This is a genomic window from Paeniglutamicibacter sp. Y32M11, from assembly GCF_019285735.1.
Taxonomy (GTDB): Bacteria; Actinomycetota; Actinomycetes; order Actinomycetales; family Micrococcaceae; genus Paeniglutamicibacter.
Genome location: NZ_CP079107.1, coordinates 3,948,499 through 3,968,755 on the forward strand (window position 1 = coordinate 3,948,499; position 20,257 = coordinate 3,968,755).

Here is a 20,257-nt window from a genome sequence, read left to right on the forward strand (position 1 = left end):
TGGTTCTGCAGATGCAGGTAGCGCGAGTGGTGAACACCGCCGAAATATCAGGCGACGGGATGATATTTCCCGTTAGCTGTGTTGACCCATATTGCGGCAATCAGCGGGCCTTGCCTGCTGAGGTTCAAGCCCCAAGCCGCATCCACGCATCGTTTCGCACCCGCCAACTCAGCGTGATGGCACGCGCGGCCATGAACCCCACCCCGAACGCCACCCAGATCCACCCGACGGCCGAAACACCCGAATGTTCAAAGCGCGTAATAACAAAGAGCATCGGAAGGTAGAGCAGCAGGGTAATCAGTCCGGCAATCGCCAGATAGCGCGCATCGCCAGCACCAATCAACACCCCGTCAAGGACAAACACCAGCCCACAAATGGGTTGAGCCGCGGCAAGAATCCACACCCCCACCATGGTCGCCCGACGTACCGAGTCATCGGCGGTGAACAGCGCTCCCACAAAGGGGGCGATGATCGCCAGCAGCGCGCCGGTAAAGATCCCAAAGTAGATGCCCCAACGCGACATGGTTTTGGTGAGGATATGCACCGCGCCCGCATGCCCGGCACCTAATTCCTTGCCGATCAGTGCTTGGGCGGCGATGGCCAGAGCATCCAGCGCGAAGGCCATAAACGTGAAAATGGTAAATACCAGCTGGTGTGCCGCGAGCGTGAGCGCTCCCTGCCCGGTGGCCACCCAGACGGTGGCGATCAGTGCCAGACGCAGGCTGAGGGTGCGCAGCATGAGCCAAGATCCGACCTTTCCGGTACTCAGCACCCCGCTCAGACTCGGTCGCAGCGACTGCTCCGAGCCGCGCATTCTCGGCACCAGCATCCACAAGTAGATGAGCGCCATCCCCCATTGCGCGATTGACGTACCCAATGCGGCACCCGATACCGACATACCCAACGGGTAAACCAGCACGTAGTTCAGCGCGATGTTTGCGGCGAATCCGATGCCGGCCACATAAAGCGGCGTTTTGGTGTCCTGCAGGCCGCGCAGCACGCCCGTCGCGGCGAGGACCAGCAGCATGGCAGGTATGCCAAAAGTGGAATATTGGATGTAGTCGACGGCGAATCCGTGCACTTCACCCGTGGCCCCCATGGCCGTGGCCAGCGCTGGCGCGCCAAAGAAGCCCACCACAGCGAGAATGAGGCCGAGCCCCAGGGCCAGGGCGATCCCGTCCCGTCCGGCCGCCATGGCCTTGCCCATGTTCCCGGATCCCATGGCTCGCGCGACGGCCGGGGTCGTGGAATAGGCCAAGAAAATCATCAGTCCGACGGCGGTCTGCAGGATGGTGGTGCCCAGCCCGGCGCCGGCAAGCTCATTGATTCCCAGGTGACCGATGATGGCCATGTCGGCCAGCAGGAAAAGTGGTTCGGCAATCAAGGCACCCAGCGCGGGGATGGCAAGCGCCAGAATGCTGCGCCCCAGTCCGCGCGAGGATTCGGGAGTCAGCGCCTGTTTTTTTGCCGGTTGCTTCACCAACACCACACTACCGGGCACGGCCGCAGCGAAGAATGTTGATCAACCTATTGACACAAACCAGTTTGCGTTACAAACTGATTTGCAGATAAACCTTCGCTTCCGCTCCAGCTTCCTCACCACTGCACCGCGACGAAAGGACAACACATCATGAATACCAACCCAGCATCTAGCACCGAACACGGATTCGATCCCCGGGCGGCCCTCGCCGCCATGGGACAGAGCGCTGCGGCCACCCGCGCAGCCATCGGCCCGAATCCCGCCATCATTTACTTCGTCTGGGCCGCTGCCTACCTCATCGGCTACGGCCTACTCCACGGAGCAAACTTCGGCTGGTTGCCCCTGCCCTACGGCACGGCACTGATCATTGGTGGCATCATCTTGTTGCTGGCGATCGCTTACACGGCGATCATCAGCATCCGTTCCGGATCCCAGATCCGGGGTGACTCCACCTTCGCGGGTTTGGCCTACGGAATGAGCTGGATGGCGGGATTCCTCATCGTGGCACTCTTCTCCATGGCGCTGGCCAAACTTTTCTCCACGCTCCTCCCCCACGCCGATGCATTGCAGATCGGCTGGCTGATCAACGCCGTCGCGATCCTGGTGGTGTCCCTGATGTACATGCTCGGGGCCGCACTCTTCGGTGACCGCACCATGTTCATCCTTGGCTCATGCTTCACGGTGCTGAACGCTGCTGCGCTACTGGCGGGCCCGTCGGGCTTCATCTCCATCTTCGCCATCGGCGGCCCGATCCTGCTGATGATCGCGGGTACGGCGACCCTGATCTCCCGGCGCCGCGTGCTCCCGGTGGTGAAGTAGCCATGGGCGAACTTGATCCGGTCATCCACGCCGATGCCAGACTGCGCGTCATGTCCTCACTGAACACCCTAGGATCCGCCGAAACGATCGCATTCCCCAAGCTGCGCACCATCCTGGGGATGACGGCGGGCAATCTCTCCACGCATCTGCGCAAGCTCGAGGATGCCGGATACATCCAGCAGAACAAGGTGATTCAGGGTCGCAGTCCGGCCACCTTCGTGGGCATCACCGCCCAAGGAGCCGCAGCGTTTGAGGCCTACAAACGTCAGCTCCTTGAACTGCTCTAAGAGCTGGGCAGAGAGCTCGGTGCGGAGCCGGGGCCGGAGACCGGGCCCCGGCGCAGACCCAGCAGCGCCAGCACCGCGGCACACACCAGCAGGCACAACACCGCCAGCACCAACCCGGCCCAGTTCCCGGCATTAAAGGCGAAGCCCAGGGCCCAGCCGAACACCGAGGAACCGGAATAGTAGGCCAGGTTGTACAGGCTGGCTGCCTGCGCCCGACCACCGATGGCCAGCATCGGGATCCAGCCGTTGGCCACCGAATGTGCACCAAAGAACCCGGCGGTAAAAATCAGCAAACCCACCACCACGGTGGGCAAAAAATTCACCAGCGTGACCGCCAGCCCCACCGACATCAGTCCAATGCAGAAGAGCAGCACCGGCAGGCGGTTAAAGCGCGCCACCATCGATCCCGATTTACGTGATGACCACGTCCCGGACAGGTAGGCAACAAAGACCAGCGACGCGAGGGAAGCGGGGATGAAAAATGGTGCGGCCTCCAAGCGGAAACCCAGATAGTTGTACACGGCCACAAAACCGCCCATCAGCAAAAAACCCTGCGCATAAAGCACCAGCAGTGATCCCCTGCGCAGATTCATCCACAACTTTTTCCACAGGGGTACCCGGTGCGGGCTGCGCCAGGGCACGGGCGTAAACCCCTGCGGCTTGGGCGCCATCGTGATGAACACGGCGGCGGCAACCGCGGCCATGAGGGAAACCACCAGGGTGCCCACGCGCCAGGAGACAAACTCACTGAGCGGCCCGGCCACCAGACGCCCGGCCAAACCACCGAGGGTGGTTCCAGAGATATAGGTACCAGCGGCAACGGCCGAATGCAGCGGCGAAATTTCCTCGGAAAGATAGGCCAACGCGACGGCGGGGATCCCACCGAGCGCCAGCCCCTCAATGAAACGCAGGACCAGCAAGACCTCATACCCCGGGGAGAAGGGAACTGCCAGCCCCAGCACCACGGCGGCCAACACCGCGAAGCTCATCGCACGCAGTCTGCCCATCCGGTCGGCCAATAATGACCAGAACAGCACCGAGGTGGCCAAGCCCAGGGTGGCGGCGGAAACCGCAAGAGCTGCGTCGGATTCGGAGATGACGAGATCTCGGGCGAGCTCCGGCAGCACACCTTGAACCGAGTACAACTGGGAGAAGGTGGCTACACCTGCGGCAAAGAGGGCAAGGATCATCCGGCGGTAGCCGGCGCTTCCATGCCGGTGCCCCTGCCAGGGGGACGGTGACGCGGGCTGGTCTTCGGGAACGCGATTCACGAGCGCGGGCGGCTTTCTGTCAGGAATTTTATTGCGGCAACAGCGGCAGCAGCGTGTAGGAAAGAATCAACGCCACCGAGTTGTTAAAAACGTGGAACATGTAGGAGTAGGCCAGCGATTTTCCGGTCAGCACGTAGGCCACCGACATCATGATGCCCAGCATGAGATAGGGAATCGCGCTGGTCAGATCGAAGGACCCGGCACCGATGAAATGCAGCGACGCAAAGAGCACGACCGAGATGCCCACACACACCCACACGTTGAGTTTGCGGCTGAGTTTGCCGATCAGCAGGTGCCGGAAGATGTATTCCTCGACCAGCGGGCCCATGAGCGCCGTGACCACAAACATCGTTAAAAACGGCACCGAGCGGGTCATTGCTTCGATGGCCAACTGATTTTCGCTCTTGATCGGGTTGCCCATCGCGGTGAGCACGATGGCGCTGATGATCAGTGATCCCAGCCAGCCACCGGGGATCATCAACACCTTGAGCCAGGTGTGATATTTGAAGGTGGCGAAGGAGACTCGCAGTGCCTCGAACGCCACGATCATCACCCCGGTAAAGACGAGGGCGTACATGATCAGGTTCACGGCAAATTGCGCCGAGTCCGCATCCTTGAAGGCCCCCATAAATCCGGGGATCAGTGCCAGCAGTGAGGCCGCACCGAAGATGAAAAGCACCACGTAGATCCCCAGCACCACGCCATCGCCGCGCCGAAATGACCCGGCCTCAAAAACCGGTTGGCGCCCTCGCGCGCTCGGGGCATCGGGACGGGGGTACGGGGTGTGCGACATGGTTTCCAGCCTACCGAGTCGCAGACGGCTTCAGGTTCAGTGGCGGGTGAGTCACGATGCCCGCTTAAGACCAGCCGCCGGCGCCGGCCACCCCGGCGCCCGTCTATCCCCCGGTAGCCGCTGGCTCGACTACTCGACGCGCAGGCCCAGCTCGTTGGCAAGGATCGGGGCGAGATCCATAAGCTGTTCAAAGCTCACCGTGGCCCCCTTCAGTGCCGAGATCCCCGAGAGCGTGCGCAACCGCGCCCCGCGCAGATCCACGTCCTTTAACTTGGCACCGTTCAGCGCCAGGGTATCGATGGTGCAGTCGATGAAGGTGACGCGCTCCAGGTTGGCCCCGCCAACATCAAGTTCTTCGATGTGCACATCGCGAAATTCGACGTCCTTGATCTTCGCACGGCGCAGATTCAGGTAACCGAGCTTGGCCCGCTCAAAGCGTACCGAGCGGAAGGTGGAGCCGTAGAGTTCGGCAGAGCCAATGCGCCCACCGATCACCTCGGTGTTCCACCAGCCGGAATCGGGAGCCTCGAGTACCGGGGCGTTAACTTCTTCGATGCGGCAATCCCCAAACGTCACGCGGGTCAGCGCGGCACCCTGCAGGGAGACAGCACGGAAGTGGCACTCGGTGAAGACCGCATCCTCTAGGTCCACACCGTCGGCATCGTCGGATTCAAAAAGCAGCCGTTCGGCCCGGCCATCAATCTCCAACCCGGTCAGATCTCCGGACCCGTCGGTGGCGGGTTCCTTGAAGGCGGGCAGGCGAGGAGCTTTTACGACGGCAGGCATGAGCAATAGCTTATGTGGCGCGAGAGATGATTGAGGCCGGGGCCCGCGAGGGGTTTCTCACCCCCTCCGTCCTTGACGCGCGGGCGGCACTAGGCTCTGGCGAAACGCGGGACTACCGGGATGGTGCGAAGAGCGGATCCTGGGCCAAGCCCTTCGCCAGCGCCGGTGCCAGCGAGGCGGAGAAGTCGTGGGAGAGATGGGACTTGTCGTAGTAGGTGATCAGCGATCCGATCACCGCAAAACACTGCGTGTCACTGCAGAGGTGATCCGTCAGATCCACGCCGAGGATGCCCTTGGGCGCCTCGTCACTGGCCAGGGCGCGCTGTAGGTTGGGCGTGATGGAGGTGCCGACCTTCCGCGTTACCGAACAGGCCAGCGGGTCGTCGGGGTTTGATGCCACACAGGTGGGAACGTTGGTATTACCGAGCCGCGGCACCTCGTGCAGCACCACGACCTTCTTGCCCGCGTCGCTCCAGCTCTTCCACAAAGTGGTGAAGCCCTGGGTGGCCGGATGGGTAAATTCGTAGCCCGGCGAGGAGACCCAGGTGCGTTTATTGCCCTGCGCCGCCACCACAATGGCGTCGATGCTCTGGTCGGCTGCCAGCTTCGGGCCGAGGGCACGGATCGACTCGGTGCACAGCCGCTGGGCGGTACCCCCGAGCGTTTCGGATCCCTTCAACGCCGCGAGACTGGGACTGCAGCCCGAACGGATGTGGGTCACCAGTTCCCACCCGCGTTCCTTGGCGACGAGTTCCAGCGCGGGGAGCCAAGCCGAGGCATGCGAGTCTCCCACCACCGCGATCCGTAGTCTGGGGTGGTCGCGTTCCCCCAGCAGGCAGCTGGATTCTCCGACCTGCAGGGTGTCTGCTTCACAGCCCGGGAACATCGGTGCGCGCACCTGCTGGGAGACGGCCACCGCCGATGGGTACGGGGCGAAGGTTGAGGCTACCGGCTGGCAGTCGGCGGGATGCTCCATGGTGCGTGCGCCGTAACAGGAATCGGTGATGGGCAGTCGCGGCAAATTGGCAGATGCCGATGAGGCGGCCGTGCCGGCCCAGGACACCCCCGCCAGCACCACCATGCCCGCCAGGGCAAAGACCAGAGTATTGCGCACGGGCTGAAGCAGCGCACCAAAGCGCAGTGGATCCTCCACGAGGCGCTGGGCCACGGCGGCCAGGACAAAGGTCAGCAGAACGATGCCTGCCTCGTGGTACCACTTGGGTTCGGCGTGCAGCACAAAGGGGGCGATGATGATCAGCGGCCAGTGCCAGAGGTAGGCGCCGTAGCTTTTATCTCCCACCCAGCGCATCGGGCGGATTGACAGCCAGTGGGCGTGGGACATGAAACGCAGGGAGGCACGTTGCGAACCGGCGGCCACCAACACGGCCGCGGTGCCCAGCACCGGTACTAACGCCGCGGTGCCGGGGAATCGGGTATCGGCGGGGATCAGCCAGGCCCCGAGAAGCAGCGTGATCAGCCCTCCCCAACCCAGCAGGGACCCGGCTAGCGACCCGATTCCGCGTTTGGCACAGAGCAACGCCACCACACCGCCGAGCGCAAATTCCCATGCCCGACCGACGGTATTAAAGTAGGCGCCGGGCGGGTTGGCGGCGGTGATCCACAGCCCGTAGGCGAAGGACAGCACCGTGATGGTGCCCATGGTGATCAGGAAAATTGTGTACAGTTCCGGTGCGCGAGCTGCCCCGCGCGTCCGTTTGGTGCCCGGAAGCAGTTTTTTGGCCAGCAGCACGGCGCCGAGCAGCAGCAGCGGCCAGGCAATGTAGAACTGTTCCTCCACGGACAGCGACCAATAGTGCTGTACGGCGGTGGCCATTTGCCCGGCGGCGGAGTAATCGGTGGCCTCTGCGACCAGCGCCCAGTTCTCCACATAGAGTCCGGCCGCGGCGATGTGCTTAAACATCGTGCCGTGCTCGGTGGCGGGGATAAAAACGTAGACCGCCGCGGCGATGGCCAGCAGCACCGTGAATGCCAGCGGCAGCAACCGGCGAATGCGTCGGGCCCAAAAACTGGCAAGTTTGATGGTGCCGGTGGCACGGAATTCGCGGAACAGGTGCGCGGTGATCAGGTACCCGGAGATAACGAAGAACATGTCCACGCCGATGAAGCCGCCGCTGAGCGCACCGGGGCGCAGGTGATGGACGATGACCATCAGCACCGCGATCGCGCGCAGCCCTTGAATCTCTGGCCTGAAGCCCATCGAAGAACCGGGCAGGAGGGTACCTGCAGCACTGGCCGGGGCCGTCTTACGGTGTTTTTCGGCCGGTTCGGTGCTGGGGCGAGCTGTCACTTGTGTAAGCCTAGTGCACCGCCCGCGCCTCGAGCCGGGTCCGAAGTCCCACACCCCTCTTGCTCGCAGGGGCGATGGGTGCGGGCGTCTGAGGCCCAGTTCGGCGGCGAACGTTGCGCCGTCGCAACCATGATCGCCTCGACGCTGAGCGCCACGCCAGCGCGACCGTGAAAAGTACCCCAGCGGGCCAGACACGGCAAGGGCGCGTCGCTGGGTGGAAAATTACTCCCACTCACCGACGCGCCCCGAGCGTCACGCCGTAACGCTAGCCGGTTAGCCTCCGGGGATCTCGTCCGCTGGCTCTTGGCCGGCTTCGATGCCACTGAGCACCGGGGCACCACCGGGCGCCTCGGCATCCGGGTCCTCCGCCGGTCCGGCGAACTGCGACTGGTAGAGCCGGTAGTACGCGCCCTGAGCGGCAAGCAGCACCTCGTGGTTGCCCTGCTCCACGATCCGTCCCTCTTCCATCACCAAGATGGTATCCGCGTCGCGGATGGTGGAGAGGCGGTGCGCGATCACAAAGCTGGTCCGGTCACTGCGCAGCGCCGCCATGGCGTGCTGCACCAATAGCTCGGTGCGCGTATCCACGGAGCTGGTCGCCTCATCGAGGATCAGCAACGACGGGTTGGCCACAAAGGCGCGCGCGATGGTGATCAGCTGCTTCTCACCGGCCGACACGTTGGTGCCCTCCTCGTCGATGAGCGTCTCGTATCCATCGGGCAGGGCCCGCACAAACCGGTCAACGAAGGTGGCCTTGGCCGCGGCCATGACCTCCTCGTCGGTGGCATCCAGGCGTCCGTAGCGGATGTTCTCCAGAATGGATCCGCCGAAGAGCCAGGCATCCTGGAGCACCATCCCGACCTTGGACCGCAGGTCGGCTCGGCTAATCGTGGTCACGTCAACACCGTCCAGGGTGATGGCTCCGGAGTTCAGCTCGTAGAAACGCATCACCAGGTTCACCAGCGTGGTTTTACCCGCACCGGTGGGACCGACGATGGCGACGGTATGCCCGGGGTGCGCCTCGAAGGACAGATCGGTGATCAGCGGCTTGTCCTCCGAGTAGGAGAAGGTGACGTTCTGGAATTCAACGTGACCGTCGGTACGCGCCGGAAGTGACGCGCTGACGGAGTCGGCCTCCTGCTCATCGGCATCCAACAATTCAAAGGTGCGCTCCGCGGAGGCCACACCGGACTGCAGCATGTTGGCCATGCCGGCCATCTGCCCCAGCGGCTGGGTGAATTCGCGGGAATACTGAATGAATGCCGTCGCATCGCCCAGCGACATCTGCCCGGAGGCCACACGCAGCCCACCGACCACGGCGATGCCGACGTAGGCCAGATAGGAGATGAAGTTCATGACCGGGAAGATCATCCCGGAGACAAACTGGGCGCCGAAGGAGGCCTTGTAGAGCTCGTCGTTCTTCTCGTGGAAGCGATTGAGCATGTCCGCCTCGCGCCCGAAGACCTTCATCAGATCGTGGCCGGAGAAGGACTCCTCGATCTGTCCGTTCAGCGCACCGGTATTTTTCCACTGGGCGGTGAACATGCCCTGCGCGCGGGATCCAATGACGCCGGCGGCCACCGCGGAGAGCGGCAGGGCGATCAGCGCGATCAGGGCCAGCTGCCAGGAGACGATGAACATCATGATGACGATGCCGATGACCGTGAGCACCGACTGCACCAGCTGGCTGATGGCCTGCTGCAGCGCGTTCTGGATGTTATCCACATCGTTGGTGACGCGGCTTAGCAGGTCCCCGCGCTGGCGGGTATCAAAGTAGTTCAGCGGCAGCCGGTTGAGCTTATTCTCCACGTCGCGGCGCAATCCATAGACCACCTTCATGACCAGGCGGTTGAGCAGCCAGCCCGAGGCCCACATGAACAGCGAGGCGACGAAGTACATCGAGAGCACGATCAGGATGTAGCGGCTGAGCAGCGGGAAGTCGATGCCGACGCCCGGGATCAGGTTCATCTTGGAGAACATGTCCGCGGTATTATCCTGCCCGGAGGCGCGGAGCTGTTCGATGATCGTGGCCACCGGAACATTGGCCGGCAGGTTCTTGCCGATGGCGCCGGCGAAGATCACGTCCATGGCCTTACCCAGGATCTTCGGGGCGATGACCGAGAGCACCACGCCGGCGGCGACCAGCAGCAGCACAAGGCTCATGCCCAGCTTCTCGGGGGCTAAGAGGCCCACCAGTCGCTTGGCGGAGGGCCAGAAGTGCTTGGCCTTACGCACCGGGACGGAGTCCCCAAACATGTCGGAGGAACCGGCGGTGTCAAAATCCTCGAGTTCTTCGTTTGATTCCGCGATGACGCTAGTTTCCTTCTTGGTTGCACGTGCCATTTAGGCCACCTCCTCCACTGCGAGCTGGCTGGTCACAATTTCTTGGTAGGTCTCCGAGGATTCGAGCAGTTCCTCGTGGGTTCCCCGCGCCACAATCTCGCCGTGGTCAAGGACCAGGATCTGATCGGCCCCGGTGATGGTGGAGACGCGCTGGGCCACAACAATCACCGCCGCGTCCTTCGTGGGTTCCTTCAACGCGGCACGCAGCCGCGCGTCGGTGGCCACGTCCAATGCGGAGAAGGAGTCGTCAAAGAGGTAGATGTCCGGCTTGGCCGCCAGCGCGCGGGCGATGCACAGGCGTTGGCGCTGGCCACCGGAGACGTTGGTGCCGCCCTGGGAAATATTCCCGTCCAACCCGTCCTCGCGTGCCGCGACAAAGGATTCCGCCTGGGCGGTGCGCAGCGCATCCCAAAGTTCCTCGTCGGAGGCCTCATCGGCGCCGAAGCGCAGATTCGAAGCGACGGTGCCGGAGAACAGGTACGGGCGCTGCGGCACCGTGGCCACCGCGCTCGAGAGCTGTGCGCGGGTCAATTCCGTGACCGGGACCCCGCCCACCAGCACCTGGCCCTCGCGGGCATCGTAGAGCCGCGGGATCAGGTTCAACAGTGTGGACTTGCCCGAGCCGGTGGAGCCGATAATGGCCGTCATCGCTCCGCGCTTGGCGGTAAAGGAGATGTTGTTCAGCACCGGCGCCTCGGCTCCGGGATAGCCGAAGGTGACGTTGCGGAATTCGACGGTTCCCGGCGCATCCATGTCTCGGACGTGTTCGTGCTGGTCGGTGAGGCTCGGGACCATGGTGGTGACCTCGTCGATGCGTTCGGCGCAGACGATGGCACGCGGGATCATCATGGCCATGAACGTGCCCATCATGACGGCCATCAGGATCTGCAGCAGGTATTGCAGGAAGGCGGTGAGCGCACCGATCTCCATACCGTTGTTCTCCACACGCTGCCCACCAAACCAGAGCACCGAGGCGGTGGCAATGTGCAGGATCATGCCGATCAGTGGGAACATCAGGACAAAGAGATTGCCGACCTTCACACCCACTCGGGTGAGTTTGGCGTTGGCTTCCTCAAAGCGTTCGGTCTCATGGGGTTCGCGAACGAAGGCACGCACCACGCGGATACCGGTGATTTGCTCGCGCAAAACCCCGTTGATCCCATCGATGCGGTCCTGCATTTGGCGGAAGAGCGGCATCAGGAAGATGACCAGCGTGCCAACGACTACCAGCAATACCGGTACCGAAACCCATACCAACCAGGACAGGGCCGGGTCTTCGCGCAGCGCCATGATGATGCCGCCGATGCACATGATGGGGGCCGAGACCATGAAGTTCAGGCCCATCAGCACCAGCATCTGGACCTGCTGCACATCGTTGGTACCGCGGGTGATCAGCGTGGCGGCACCAAACTTGTTCACATCCTGTGCGGAGAATCCGGTGACGGCGTCAAAGACCGCGTGGCGCAGGTCCCGGCCGATGGCCATGGCCGTTTTGGCACCAAAGTAGACGGCGGCAATGGCCGTGAGCACCTGGATGAATGCCACACCGAGCATCAGACCGCCGGTGCGCCAGATGAAGTCGGTGTCTCCATTCGCAACGCCCTGATCGATGATCCGCGCGTTGAGGCTGGGCAGGTACAGGGTGGCAATGGTGGTGGCGAGCTGGAAGAACAGCACAGCGCCGATCCACCACTTGTACGGTTTGGAATGTCTAAGTATCAGTTTTAAGAGCATCGGGGCGAGTCCTCAAGATTCTTTCAGCCGCTCGGGGCCACCGTGGTTCGGCGTCCCAAAGGCCTATCACCCGACGCTTTTCGGCCGGGCAATGGTCACTCTACACTCGATCCCCCACGCTTTGCGCCCTCCTCACGGAGGATCTTTCCCATGGTTCTACATCCCCTGGTGTAGGGGCGGGTAGCGGGGGTTCGTGACTCCCCACGGCGGTGAGCACGACGTTGCGCACGGTGGTGAGTGCGGCGGTTCCCGGTGCACAAAACACCAACGCCCGCTCGCCCTTCTCACGGTGATCATCGTGAAAATGGCGAGCGGGCGTTGAATGTTTCCTACCAGAGAGTTTCCTGGAGCTAGTTGCTCTCGGGGGCACCGATGGTGCTGGTGGAGCGTTCGTGCAGCGCGTCGGCGCTGGCACGGGCCGCCGCGATGTCGTTAATACGCCCGCGCGAGGCGTACCAACCAATCATCAGCGCCGGAATGATGACGATGATTGATGCCACGGTCCAGGTGCCCACCGGAGAATCGAAGGCCATCAAGACGATGACCGCCGCCAGGAAGGCCAGGGTCAGGTACCCGGTATAGGGTGCCCCGATCATCCGGAAGGCCGGACGCTGCGCCTCACCGCGCTTGGCCAGGCGGTAGAGCGCCAGCTGGCAGAGCACGATCATTCCCCAGGAGGCGATGATGCCCAACGCCGCCATGTTCAGCACGATCTCGAAGGCATCGGCCGGAACCACCGCGTTCAAAATCACGCCAAGACCTGCCACGGCCGCGGTCAGCATGATGCCACCGTAGGGCACACCCTGCTTGTTCAGCTTGGCGGTGAAGCGCGGAGCGGATCCGGCCAACGCCATCGAGCGCAGGATACGACCGGTGGAGTACAGTCCGGCGTTCAGCGATGACATGGCGGCGGTGAGCACCACCAGGTTCATGATCGAGTCCATGCCCGAGACGCCGATGGAACCGAAGAATGTCACGAACGGGGATTCCCCGGCCTTGTACGCGCTGTACGGCAAGAGAAGTGAGAGCAGGATCAGCGAGCCCACGTAGAACACCGCGATGCGGATGATCACGGTATTGATCGCCTTGGGCATGACCTTCTCGGGGTTCTGTGTTTCTCCCGCGGCGGTGCCAATCAGTTCGATCGAGGCGTAGGCGAAGACCACACCCTGCATCACCACGACCACCGGAAGCAGCCCGTTGGGGAAGAATCCGCCGTTGTCGGCGATCAGCGAGAAGCCCACCTCGTGCCCGGGGACGGGGGATCCGAAGATGACGAAGTAGATGCCCACGGCCAAGAACCCGAGCAGCGCGAGAACCTTGATCAGCGCAAACCAGAATTCGAGCTCACCAAAGACCTTTACCGAGACCAGGTTCAGCCCCAACACGATCAGCAGCGCGGCCAGCGCCCACACCCATTGCGGCACCGAGCCGATCCATGGCACGTACTTGGCGAAGAAGTTCATGTACAGCGCGATCGCGGTGATATCCACGATCGCCGTCATTGCCCAGTTCAACCAGTACAGCCAACCGGTGACAAACGCCGCCTTCTCGCCGAAGAACTCGCGAGCGTAGGAGACGAAGGAGCCGGAGGAGGGACGGTGGATGACCAGTTCGCCCAGGGCGCGCAGGATCAGGAACGCGAAGAACCCGCAGACCGCGTAGCTGAACATCAAGGCCGGACCCGCCCCGGCCAGGCGGCCGCCGGCACCCATGAACAGCCCGGTGCCGATGGCCCCACCGATCGCGATCATCTGGATCTGGCGGGATTTTAGGCCCTTGTGCATGCCCTTGTCTTCGGCGGTCAGGGCCGAGTTCGGGGTGTCATGGACCGGGGTGGAGCGAGTTTGGGGAATATCACTCTTCATGCGCAGGTGCCTCTCGGGGAGTGTCTAGGAGGTGCTCAAAAGGGGGTTCAACGGGATCTAACGGGGACTGGCGGTAAAACGGTGCTGCGGAACTTATTCGCTGAGATTGGCCAGGCGCTCGGGACGCAGCAACTCATTCAGCTGCGCGGCGGTGAGCAACCCGTGCTCCAGGACCAGCTCGGCCACGCCGCGGCCGGTGGACAGGGCCTCCAGCGCGATCTTGGTGGAGGCGGCGTAACCCAGCTGCGTGGTCAGTGCGGTGACCAGACCGATGGAGTTTTCCACCTGAGCACGCAGCTTGTCCTCGTGAGCGGTGATGCCCACGATGCATTTGTCGGCCAGCGTGATGCAGGCGGCCTCGAGGTGACGCATCGACTTGGTCAGGCTGTGCACGATGATCGGTTCAAAGGCGTTCAGCTGCAGCTGCCCGGATTCGGCGGCCATCGTGATGGTCACGTCGTTGCCGATGACCTCGTAGGCCACCTGGTTCACGACCTCCGGGATCACCGGGTTGACCTTGCCGGGCATGATCGAGGAGCCCGACTGCACGGCGGGCAGGTTGATCTCGCCCAGCCCGGCGCGCGGACCCGAGGAGAGCAGGCGCAGGTCGTTGCAGACCTTGGAGAGCTTGACCGCAACCCGCTTCAGCACCCCGGAGAGGTGCACAAACGCGCCCACATCGGCGGTGGCTTCGATCAGGTCGAAGGCGGTTTCCAGCTTCAATCCGGAGATCGCGGCCAGGTGGGTGCAGGCCAGGGCGGAGTAGCCGAGCGGTGCGTTCAGCTCGGTGCCGATCGCCGTGGCGCCGAGGTTGATCTCGTGGATGAGCAGCGTGGATTCGGCCAGGCGGGCACGGTCCTCGCCGAGGGTGACGGCGTAGGCGTTGAATTCCTGCCCCAGGGTCATCGGGACCGCGTCCTGCAGCTGGGTGCGTCCCATCTTCACCACGGTGCGGAACTCGACGGCCTTGGCGGCGAAGGCGGCGCCCAGGTGCTCCATGGCGGTGACCAGCGAGGTGGCACCAAAGATGGTGGCCACGCGCACGGCGGTGGGGTACACGTCGTTGGTGGACTGGCTGAGGTTCACGTGGTCATTGGGGTGCAGGTACTGGTACTCGCCCTTGGCGTGACCCATGAGTTCCAGTGCACGGTTGGCGATGACCTCGTTGGCGTTCATGTTCGAGGAGGTCCCGGCGCCGCCCTGGATCACGTCCACCACAAACTGATCGTGCAGCTTTCCGGCGATGATCTCGCGGCAGGCGTCGATGATGGCGGTGGCGCGGGTCGCATCAAGCAGTCCGAGTTCCTGGTTGGCCTGCGCAGCGGCCTGTTTGACCATGGCCAACGCCGTGACCAGGTGGGTGTTGGTGGACAGCGGCTGGCCGGTGATGGGGAAGTTTTCCACGGCGCGCAAGGTGTGCACGCCCCAATATGCCTCCACGGGAATGTCTCGATCGCCGATCAGATCGTGTTCGCTGCGTACGGCCAGAGGTGCAGCAGCCTGCAAGATGGCGGTGGATTCGGACATGGGATTTCTCCTTGGGGTGGCGAAGCTGGGTGACGGTAACAACGGGGGCGGTAAGAGCTTTTTGGGCGCACAAAAGCACCCGAGTAAGGAAGTGAATCGAGCGGTGCGCGACTACGGCAGCGGCAAACCCGACAGAGTGCCGACGTTATGGCCGCCGCCGAGCACTGACAGATTGTTGAACGGTATTAATAGCTCGGGGTTAACACCCAGCGCCTCAAGGGCGGGAACGGCCGCGGGCATTCGGGCCCGGTCCGAACCATCGGCGACTTTCAGCGCCACGGCCGAACCATCGTCAAGGGCGATGAACTGAATTCCTTCAAACCCGTCCTTGGCCAGCAGTCCGGGCACCGCGCGCATCAACTCGGTGACATCGCGCCCCTCTCCGGCGACCATCTCGGGGTAGGCCCGCATGGCGGCGGCCACCTGATGCTCGGCGCTACCAACGGCCGCGGTGACCAGGGCACTGAACGCCCGCGCCATGCCGGTCAGCGAGAGGGCAAAGACCTCGGTGCCGCAGCCGTCGGTGCTGATCACGGTGATGGGCTCGCCGGTCAGCTCCTCAACCACCTCACGCATCAGGGTGGGCAGCGGGTGCTCGTGCTGTAGGTACGTGGCGGTGTCCCAGCCGTTGAGCACACAGGTGGCCAGCATGGCCGCGTGCTTTCCCGAACAGTTTTGGGCCAGTTGCGTGGCTCCGTTGCCTTCGCGAATCCAGGCTTCACGTTCGACCAGACCGTAGGGCAGGTCGGTGGAGTTGCCCAGTACCGCGGCTTCAACACCCGCCTCGGCCAGAATCTTCGCGGCCGTATCCCGATGATCGGCGGAGCCCGAATGGCTGGCGGCGGCCAGGGCCAGCTGCTCGGCCGGCAGGGCCAGTCCCGCGCGCACCATGGCGACGGCGAAGAGCGGCTTCAGGGCCGAGCGCGGGTACATCAGGCCCGATGGTTCGCCGCGCTGCACAACGATTTCTCCCGCCGCGTCCAGGGCCACGAGTGAGCCGAAGTGGACGCTTTCAACCTTTTCGCCGCGGGTTTGCACGGCGATCGGGGTGTGGGCGGGGAAGCTGGCGAGGTTCATGCTTTTGTTGCTCCAAGGATCTGGGTGAGTGCTTCGTCGACGGCCACGAGGTGTGCGGACATGGCTTGCGCCGCCGCGGCACCGTCGCCGCCTTGGATGGCGGTGAAGATGGCGCGGTGCTCGGCATCCGAGGGGTGCTGACGACCGGTGATGAGGTTGAGAGTTTCGGACTGGTTAACCATGGCGTCGCGAATGTCGTTAACTACCCGTTCAAAAACACCATTGCCGCTGGCCGCGGCGATGGTGGCGTGGAAGCTAGCATCAAGGGTGACCCACATTTCCGGGTCGTCTTCGATTTCCATGGCGTCGATGATGCCGCGCAGTTGCTCGAGCTGCTCCGCCGTGGCCCGCTGCGCCGCGAGGGCTGCGGCGGGAACCTCGATGTGGGGTCGGGCCTCCATCAGGCTTCGTGCCGAGAACTGCCCGAGCACTAGGTCAGCGCCCGATCGGTTGGCGATGACAAATGTGCCCTTGCCGGTGCGTGTCTCGGTGAGCCCGAGTGCCGCGCAGGAGCGCAGGGCCTCGCGAACCACCGAACGGCTGACGGCGAATTTTGCGGCAAGCACCGATTCGGCGCTCAGCTTGTGGCCCACGGGCAACTCCCCGGACTCGATGGCGTCGCGGATTGCCTTAAAGACGGCCTCGGCCGCGCTTACCCGGACAATGGGTTGCGGTCCGGCCGTCCAGCTGTCTGACAGGTTCATGTGTTGAACTATGTCACGCCTCACAAAACACTGTCAAGGCGCCGAACAGGAGCCTCGAAAAGGCCCACTCGCGCAACCCCGCACGCGCTGTCATAAATCCTCAAGTCAGCCCCGAGACTGGGAAGATCCGGGCCAGCGGATGCCAGTAGCGGGCGGCGGCTCGCTACTTCCGGACTCTGGCAGCAACCCCTCCGGCCTCGTACAGAGCGCGCTGCATTGGATGCAAGCTACCCCCGCGACCAGCAAACATCACGTGAAAAACACGTCATGACGTGGACAATGGATCTCTTGCGAAGATACGTTGAAAGCTGGATCCGAGGCTATGGGAACGGCACCCCGCAGTGCCCGTGCACGGGCAGAACGGAAAGGTGTTCCCCGTGGTTGACTCCGCAATTTTTGACTCCCTCGACGGCCAGTTGGAGTGGCAGCGCGAACTGTATAAACACTTCCACCGAAACCCGGAACTCGGCCTGCAGGAACACCAGACCTCCGCCCGCATCGAGACCGAGCTCGCCGCCCTGGGCTACGTGGTCCAGCGCATCGGCGGCACCGGGGTGGTCGGCATACTCGCTAATGGTGAGGGACCGGTGGTGCTGTCCCGTGCCGATATCGACGCGCTTCCGGTCACCGAGGACACGGGGCTGGAATACTCCTCCACCGTGGACGGCATCATGCACGCCTGCGGCCACGACATGCACATGGCCACCCTGCTGGGGGCAGCGAAGGTGCTGGCCGACCACCGCGAGGCTTGGTCCGGCACCCACATCGCCCTCTTCCAGCCCGCCGAGGAAACCGCCGCCGGCGCGAAGGCCATGGTTGCCGACGGCCTGGTGGACAAGGTGCCGCGCCCCGACGTCGCGCTGGCCCAGCATGTGATGCCCGTGGAGGCAGGGCGGGTGGGAACCACCGCAGGGCCGATCCTCTCCGCCGGGGACAGCCTGTTGATCACGGTCCACGGCCGCGGGGCCCACGGTTCGATGCCGCACAACTCGGTGGACTCCGTGGTGCTGGCCGCGTCGATCGTACTGAAGCTGCAGACCATCGTGTCGCGGGAAACCATGCCGGGGCAGTTCGCGGTGGTCACCGTCGGTTCCTCCAATGCCGGGACCGCGGCAAACATCATTCCGGCCAAGGCCGAGCTGCGCCTGAACATCCGCACCTACGACACCGAGTTGCGCAAGCACGTGATGGCCTCCATCGAGCGGATCGTCCGCGGGGAATGCGCCGCGGCCGGCTCCCCGAAGGAACCCGAGTTCCAGTACTACGACCAGTTCCCGCTCACCAGCAACGATGCAGACGTCAATAAAACCGTCACCCAGGCCTTCGCCGAGCACTTCCCCGACGGACAGGTCTACCAGGCCACCCCGGCCACCGCCTCCGAGGACTTCAGCACCATCCCCGACGCATTCGGCATCCCTTACACGTACTGGACCGTTGGCTGCATCCCGGCCGACACCTACCGCAAGGCCGTGGCCAACGGCACCGTCTCGGCCGACATCCCGGCCAACCACTCCCCCTTCTTCGCCCCGGCCATCGACCCGACCCTGGAGACCGCCACCCGCACCCAGATTCTCGCAGCCCTGGCCTACCTGGGCAAAAATCAAGAGAGCTAAGGAAGGCTAGACCAGGGGAATCACAGCCAACGCACCCGCCGCCACGGCCTGGAAGCCCACCGACAAATGGCTGCTGGGCATCGTGCTGGCAGTCATCAACTTCTGGCTCTTCGCCCAGACCCTGCTCAATGTCATCCCCGGCATCCGTGGCCAGCTCGGCGTGGAGGAGACGCTGGCAAACCTCGCGGTGTCCATCACTTCGCTGTTCTCCGGAATCTTCATCGTCGTCGCCGGCGGCCTGGCCGACAGGCTCGGCCGGGTCAAGATCCTCTACGCCGGCATCTGGCTCTCCATCACCGGTTCGCTGCTGATCGCGCTAACCCCGGAAAACCTGGGGTCGCTGACCAGTGGCATGCTGCTGGGCGGACGCGTGATCCAGGGCCTGTCCGCCGCCTGCATCATGCCCTCCTCGATGGCGCTGGTGAAGACCTTCTACGAGGGCAAGGCACGCCAGCGTGCCCTGTCCTTCTGGTCGATCGGCTCCTGGGGCGGCTCGGGCTTCTGCTCGCTCTTCGGCGGGCTGATGGCCACCAGCGCGCTGGGCTGGCGCTCCATCTTCTGGATCTCGGTGGTCCTGTCGGTCGTGGCGCTGTGGCTGTTGCGCGGCACCCCCGAGTCGAAGGCCGCCATCGATCCGGCCGCCAAGCAGCAGGGCTTCGACTGGGGTGGGCTCGCCGCCTTCATCGTGCTGCTGGTCTCCATCAACATCTACATCTCCCAGGGCGCGGTGCTGGGCTGGCTGAGCCTCGGCGGCCTGGGCCTCATTGCCCTGACCGCGGTCTCGGGACTGATCTTCCTGTACATCGAGACGCACCGGGCCGGCGCGTTCGTGAACCTGAAGCTCTTTGCCAACGGCACCTTCACCGGCGCCACGCTGTCCAACTTCCTGCTTAACGGCGCCGCCGGCACGCTGATCGTCTCGCTGGGCCTGGTGCAGATCGCCGCGGGGATGTCCTCGCTGCAATCGGGCCTACTGACCCTGGGCTACCTCATCGCGATCCTGGCCACCATCCGCGTGGGCGAAAAGCTGCTGCAGCGCTTCGGACCGAAAAAGCCGATGCTCTGGGGTTCGATGATCACCGGCGTCGGCATCTTGATGTGCTCGATGACGTTCCTATACATCGACCAGTACATCGTGCTCTCCGTCATCGGCTTCACCCTCCTCGGCGTCGGGCTGGGCTTCTATGCCACCCCGTCCACCGACGCCGCGCTCTCCAATGTTCCGGACGCCCAGGTGGGTGCCGCCTCGGGCATCTACAAGATGGCTTCCTCGCTGGGCAACGCGATCGGCGTCGCCATCTCGGCCGCGCTTTACGTCGCGGGCCAAGCGGTCAACCCGGAACTCATCTCCTCCTGGGGCCTATTCGTCGGCCGGCAGGACAACGTGGCACTGCGCTTCGGCGGGGCCATCGGCCTGTTGTTCAACGTACTCATGGTGGTCATCGCGATCGCCGCGATCATCGTCACCGTCCCGTCCGAGCCCAAGGACCGGGCACCGGCGGCCGAACCGAAGGAACCGCACGACGTCGCTCCCCCAGCGTTCGGCAACTAACCATCATCCCGCCGCAGGCGGGCGTCGGGGGCCGGGACATGACCTTGTTCCGGCCCTTTTGTGTGCCAGCGTGTGCCTTAGCGGCAAGAGGGGGA

Annotated in this window: 15 protein-coding genes; 4 read left to right on the top strand and 11 right to left on the bottom strand. The window is 63.7% G+C overall.

All coding sequences use genetic code 11. The annotated features are described in order from the left end of the window. Positions 1-124: 124 nt before the first annotated feature. Entirely contained in the window at positions 125-1,480 is a 1,356-nt protein-coding gene (locus KUF55_RS17550; protein ID WP_218817483.1) for an MATE family efflux transporter, read from the bottom strand. A 150-nt stretch (positions 1,481-1,630) separates the two neighbouring features. Here KUF55_RS17550 and KUF55_RS17555 point away from each other — a divergent pair, with 150 nt between their 5' ends. Then, positions 1,631-2,299, top strand: coding sequence for a hypothetical protein (locus KUF55_RS17555; protein ID WP_132360579.1), 669 nt, complete (start codon positions 1,631-1,633; stop codon positions 2,297-2,299). A gap of 2 nt (positions 2,300-2,301) precedes the next feature. After that, positions 2,302-2,586: a transcriptional regulator gene (locus KUF55_RS17560; protein ID WP_132360580.1), complete on the top strand. Its 285-nt coding sequence runs from the start codon at positions 2,302-2,304 to the stop codon at positions 2,584-2,586. On the opposite strand, the gene KUF55_RS17565 is transcribed toward KUF55_RS17560, so the two are convergent. From KUF55_RS17565 to KUF55_RS17610, 10 genes are all read right to left on the bottom strand, one after another. After that, positions 2,583-3,857 (bottom strand): MFS transporter, encoded by a 1,275-nt coding sequence (locus KUF55_RS17565; protein ID WP_370630926.1) that lies wholly within the window; start codon positions 3,855-3,857, stop codon positions 2,583-2,585. The genes KUF55_RS17560 and KUF55_RS17565 overlap by 4 nt on opposite strands. Before the next feature lie 28 nt (positions 3,858-3,885). Then, the gene (locus KUF55_RS17570) at positions 3,886-4,650 is read right to left on the bottom strand and encodes a CPBP family intramembrane glutamic endopeptidase (RefSeq protein ID WP_132360582.1); all 765 of its coding nucleotides are present in this window, start codon (positions 4,648-4,650) and stop codon (positions 3,886-3,888) included. A 129-nt stretch (positions 4,651-4,779) separates the two neighbouring features. Next, entirely contained in the window at positions 4,780-5,436 is a 657-nt protein-coding gene (locus KUF55_RS17575; RefSeq protein ID WP_132360584.1) for a pentapeptide repeat-containing protein, read from the bottom strand. A gap of 112 nt (positions 5,437-5,548) precedes the next feature. After that, on the bottom strand, positions 5,549-7,744 hold the full coding sequence (locus KUF55_RS17580; protein ID WP_218817484.1) for an acyltransferase family protein: 2,196 nt from the start codon (positions 7,742-7,744) through the stop codon (positions 5,549-5,551). A 273-nt stretch (positions 7,745-8,017) separates the two neighbouring features. Then, complete coding sequence (locus KUF55_RS17585) at positions 8,018-10,000, bottom strand: ABC transporter ATP-binding protein (protein ID WP_255557485.1); 1,983 nt, start codon at positions 9,998-10,000, stop codon at positions 8,018-8,020. Between the two features lie 87 nt (positions 10,001-10,087). Continuing rightward, complete coding sequence (locus KUF55_RS17590) at positions 10,088-11,821, bottom strand: ABC transporter ATP-binding protein (protein WP_218817486.1); 1,734 nt, start codon at positions 11,819-11,821, stop codon at positions 10,088-10,090. Between the two features lie 350 nt (positions 11,822-12,171). Beyond that, on the bottom strand, positions 12,172-13,689 hold the full coding sequence (locus KUF55_RS17595; RefSeq protein WP_218817487.1) for an amino acid permease: 1,518 nt from the start codon (positions 13,687-13,689) through the stop codon (positions 12,172-12,174). 93 nt (positions 13,690-13,782) lie between these two features. Then, positions 13,783-15,216 (bottom strand): aspartate ammonia-lyase, encoded by a 1,434-nt coding sequence (locus KUF55_RS17600; protein ID WP_132360593.1) that lies wholly within the window; start codon positions 15,214-15,216, stop codon positions 13,783-13,785. A 111-nt stretch (positions 15,217-15,327) separates the two neighbouring features. Further along, the gene (locus KUF55_RS17605; protein WP_218817488.1) at positions 15,328-16,293 is read right to left on the bottom strand and encodes an asparaginase; all 966 of its coding nucleotides are present in this window, start codon (positions 16,291-16,293) and stop codon (positions 15,328-15,330) included. Continuing rightward, positions 16,290-16,997: a FadR/GntR family transcriptional regulator gene (locus KUF55_RS17610; protein ID WP_218817489.1), complete on the bottom strand. Its 708-nt coding sequence runs from the start codon at positions 16,995-16,997 to the stop codon at positions 16,290-16,292. Before KUF55_RS17610 ends, KUF55_RS17605 begins: the two co-directional genes overlap by 4 nt. Before the next feature lie 377 nt (positions 16,998-17,374). Between KUF55_RS17610 and KUF55_RS17615 the strand changes: the two genes are divergently transcribed. Further along, entirely contained in the window at positions 17,375-18,610 is a 1,236-nt protein-coding gene (locus tag KUF55_RS17615) for an amidohydrolase (protein ID WP_218817490.1), read from the top strand. A gap of 82 nt (positions 18,611-18,692) precedes the next feature. After that, positions 18,693-20,162 carry an MFS transporter gene (locus KUF55_RS17620; protein WP_255557146.1) on the top strand — a complete coding sequence of 490 codons (1,470 nt, stop codon included), beginning with the start codon at positions 18,693-18,695 and terminating at the stop codon, positions 20,160-20,162. Positions 20,163-20,257 lie beyond the last annotated feature (95 nt).

What these genes read in the sequence shown, in the direction of transcription:
- KUF55_RS17555 (WP_132360579.1), top strand. Translation starts at nt 1,631, where the DNA reads ATGAATACCAACCCAGCATCTAGCACCGAACACGGATTCGATCCCCGG.
- KUF55_RS17560 (WP_132360580.1), top strand. Translation starts at nt 2,302, where the DNA reads ATGGGCGAACTTGATCCGGTCATCCACGCCGATGCCAGACTGCGCGTC.
- KUF55_RS17570 (WP_132360582.1), bottom strand. Translation starts at nt 4,650, where the DNA reads ATGTCGCACACCCCGTACCCCCGTCCCGATGCCCCGAGCGCGCGAGGG.
- KUF55_RS17575 (WP_132360584.1), bottom strand. Translation starts at nt 5,436, where the DNA reads ATGCCTGCCGTCGTAAAAGCTCCTCGCCTGCCCGCCTTCAAGGAACCC.
- KUF55_RS17585 (WP_255557485.1), bottom strand. Translation starts at nt 10,000, where the DNA reads ATGTTTGGGGACTCCGTCCCGGTGCGTAAGGCCAAGCACTTCTGGCCC.
- KUF55_RS17590 (WP_218817486.1), bottom strand. Translation starts at nt 11,821, where the DNA reads ATGCTCTTAAAACTGATACTTAGACATTCCAAACCGTACAAGTGGTGG.
- KUF55_RS17595 (WP_218817487.1), bottom strand. Translation starts at nt 13,689, where the DNA reads ATGAAGAGTGATATTCCCCAAACTCGCTCCACCCCGGTCCATGACACC.
- KUF55_RS17600 (WP_132360593.1), bottom strand. Translation starts at nt 15,216, where the DNA reads ATGTCCGAATCCACCGCCATCTTGCAGGCTGCTGCACCTCTGGCCGTA.
- KUF55_RS17605 (WP_218817488.1), bottom strand. Translation starts at nt 16,293, where the DNA reads ATGAACCTCGCCAGCTTCCCCGCCCACACCCCGATCGCCGTGCAAACC.
- KUF55_RS17610 (WP_218817489.1), bottom strand. Translation starts at nt 16,997, where the DNA reads ATGAACCTGTCAGACAGCTGGACGGCCGGACCGCAACCCATTGTCCGG.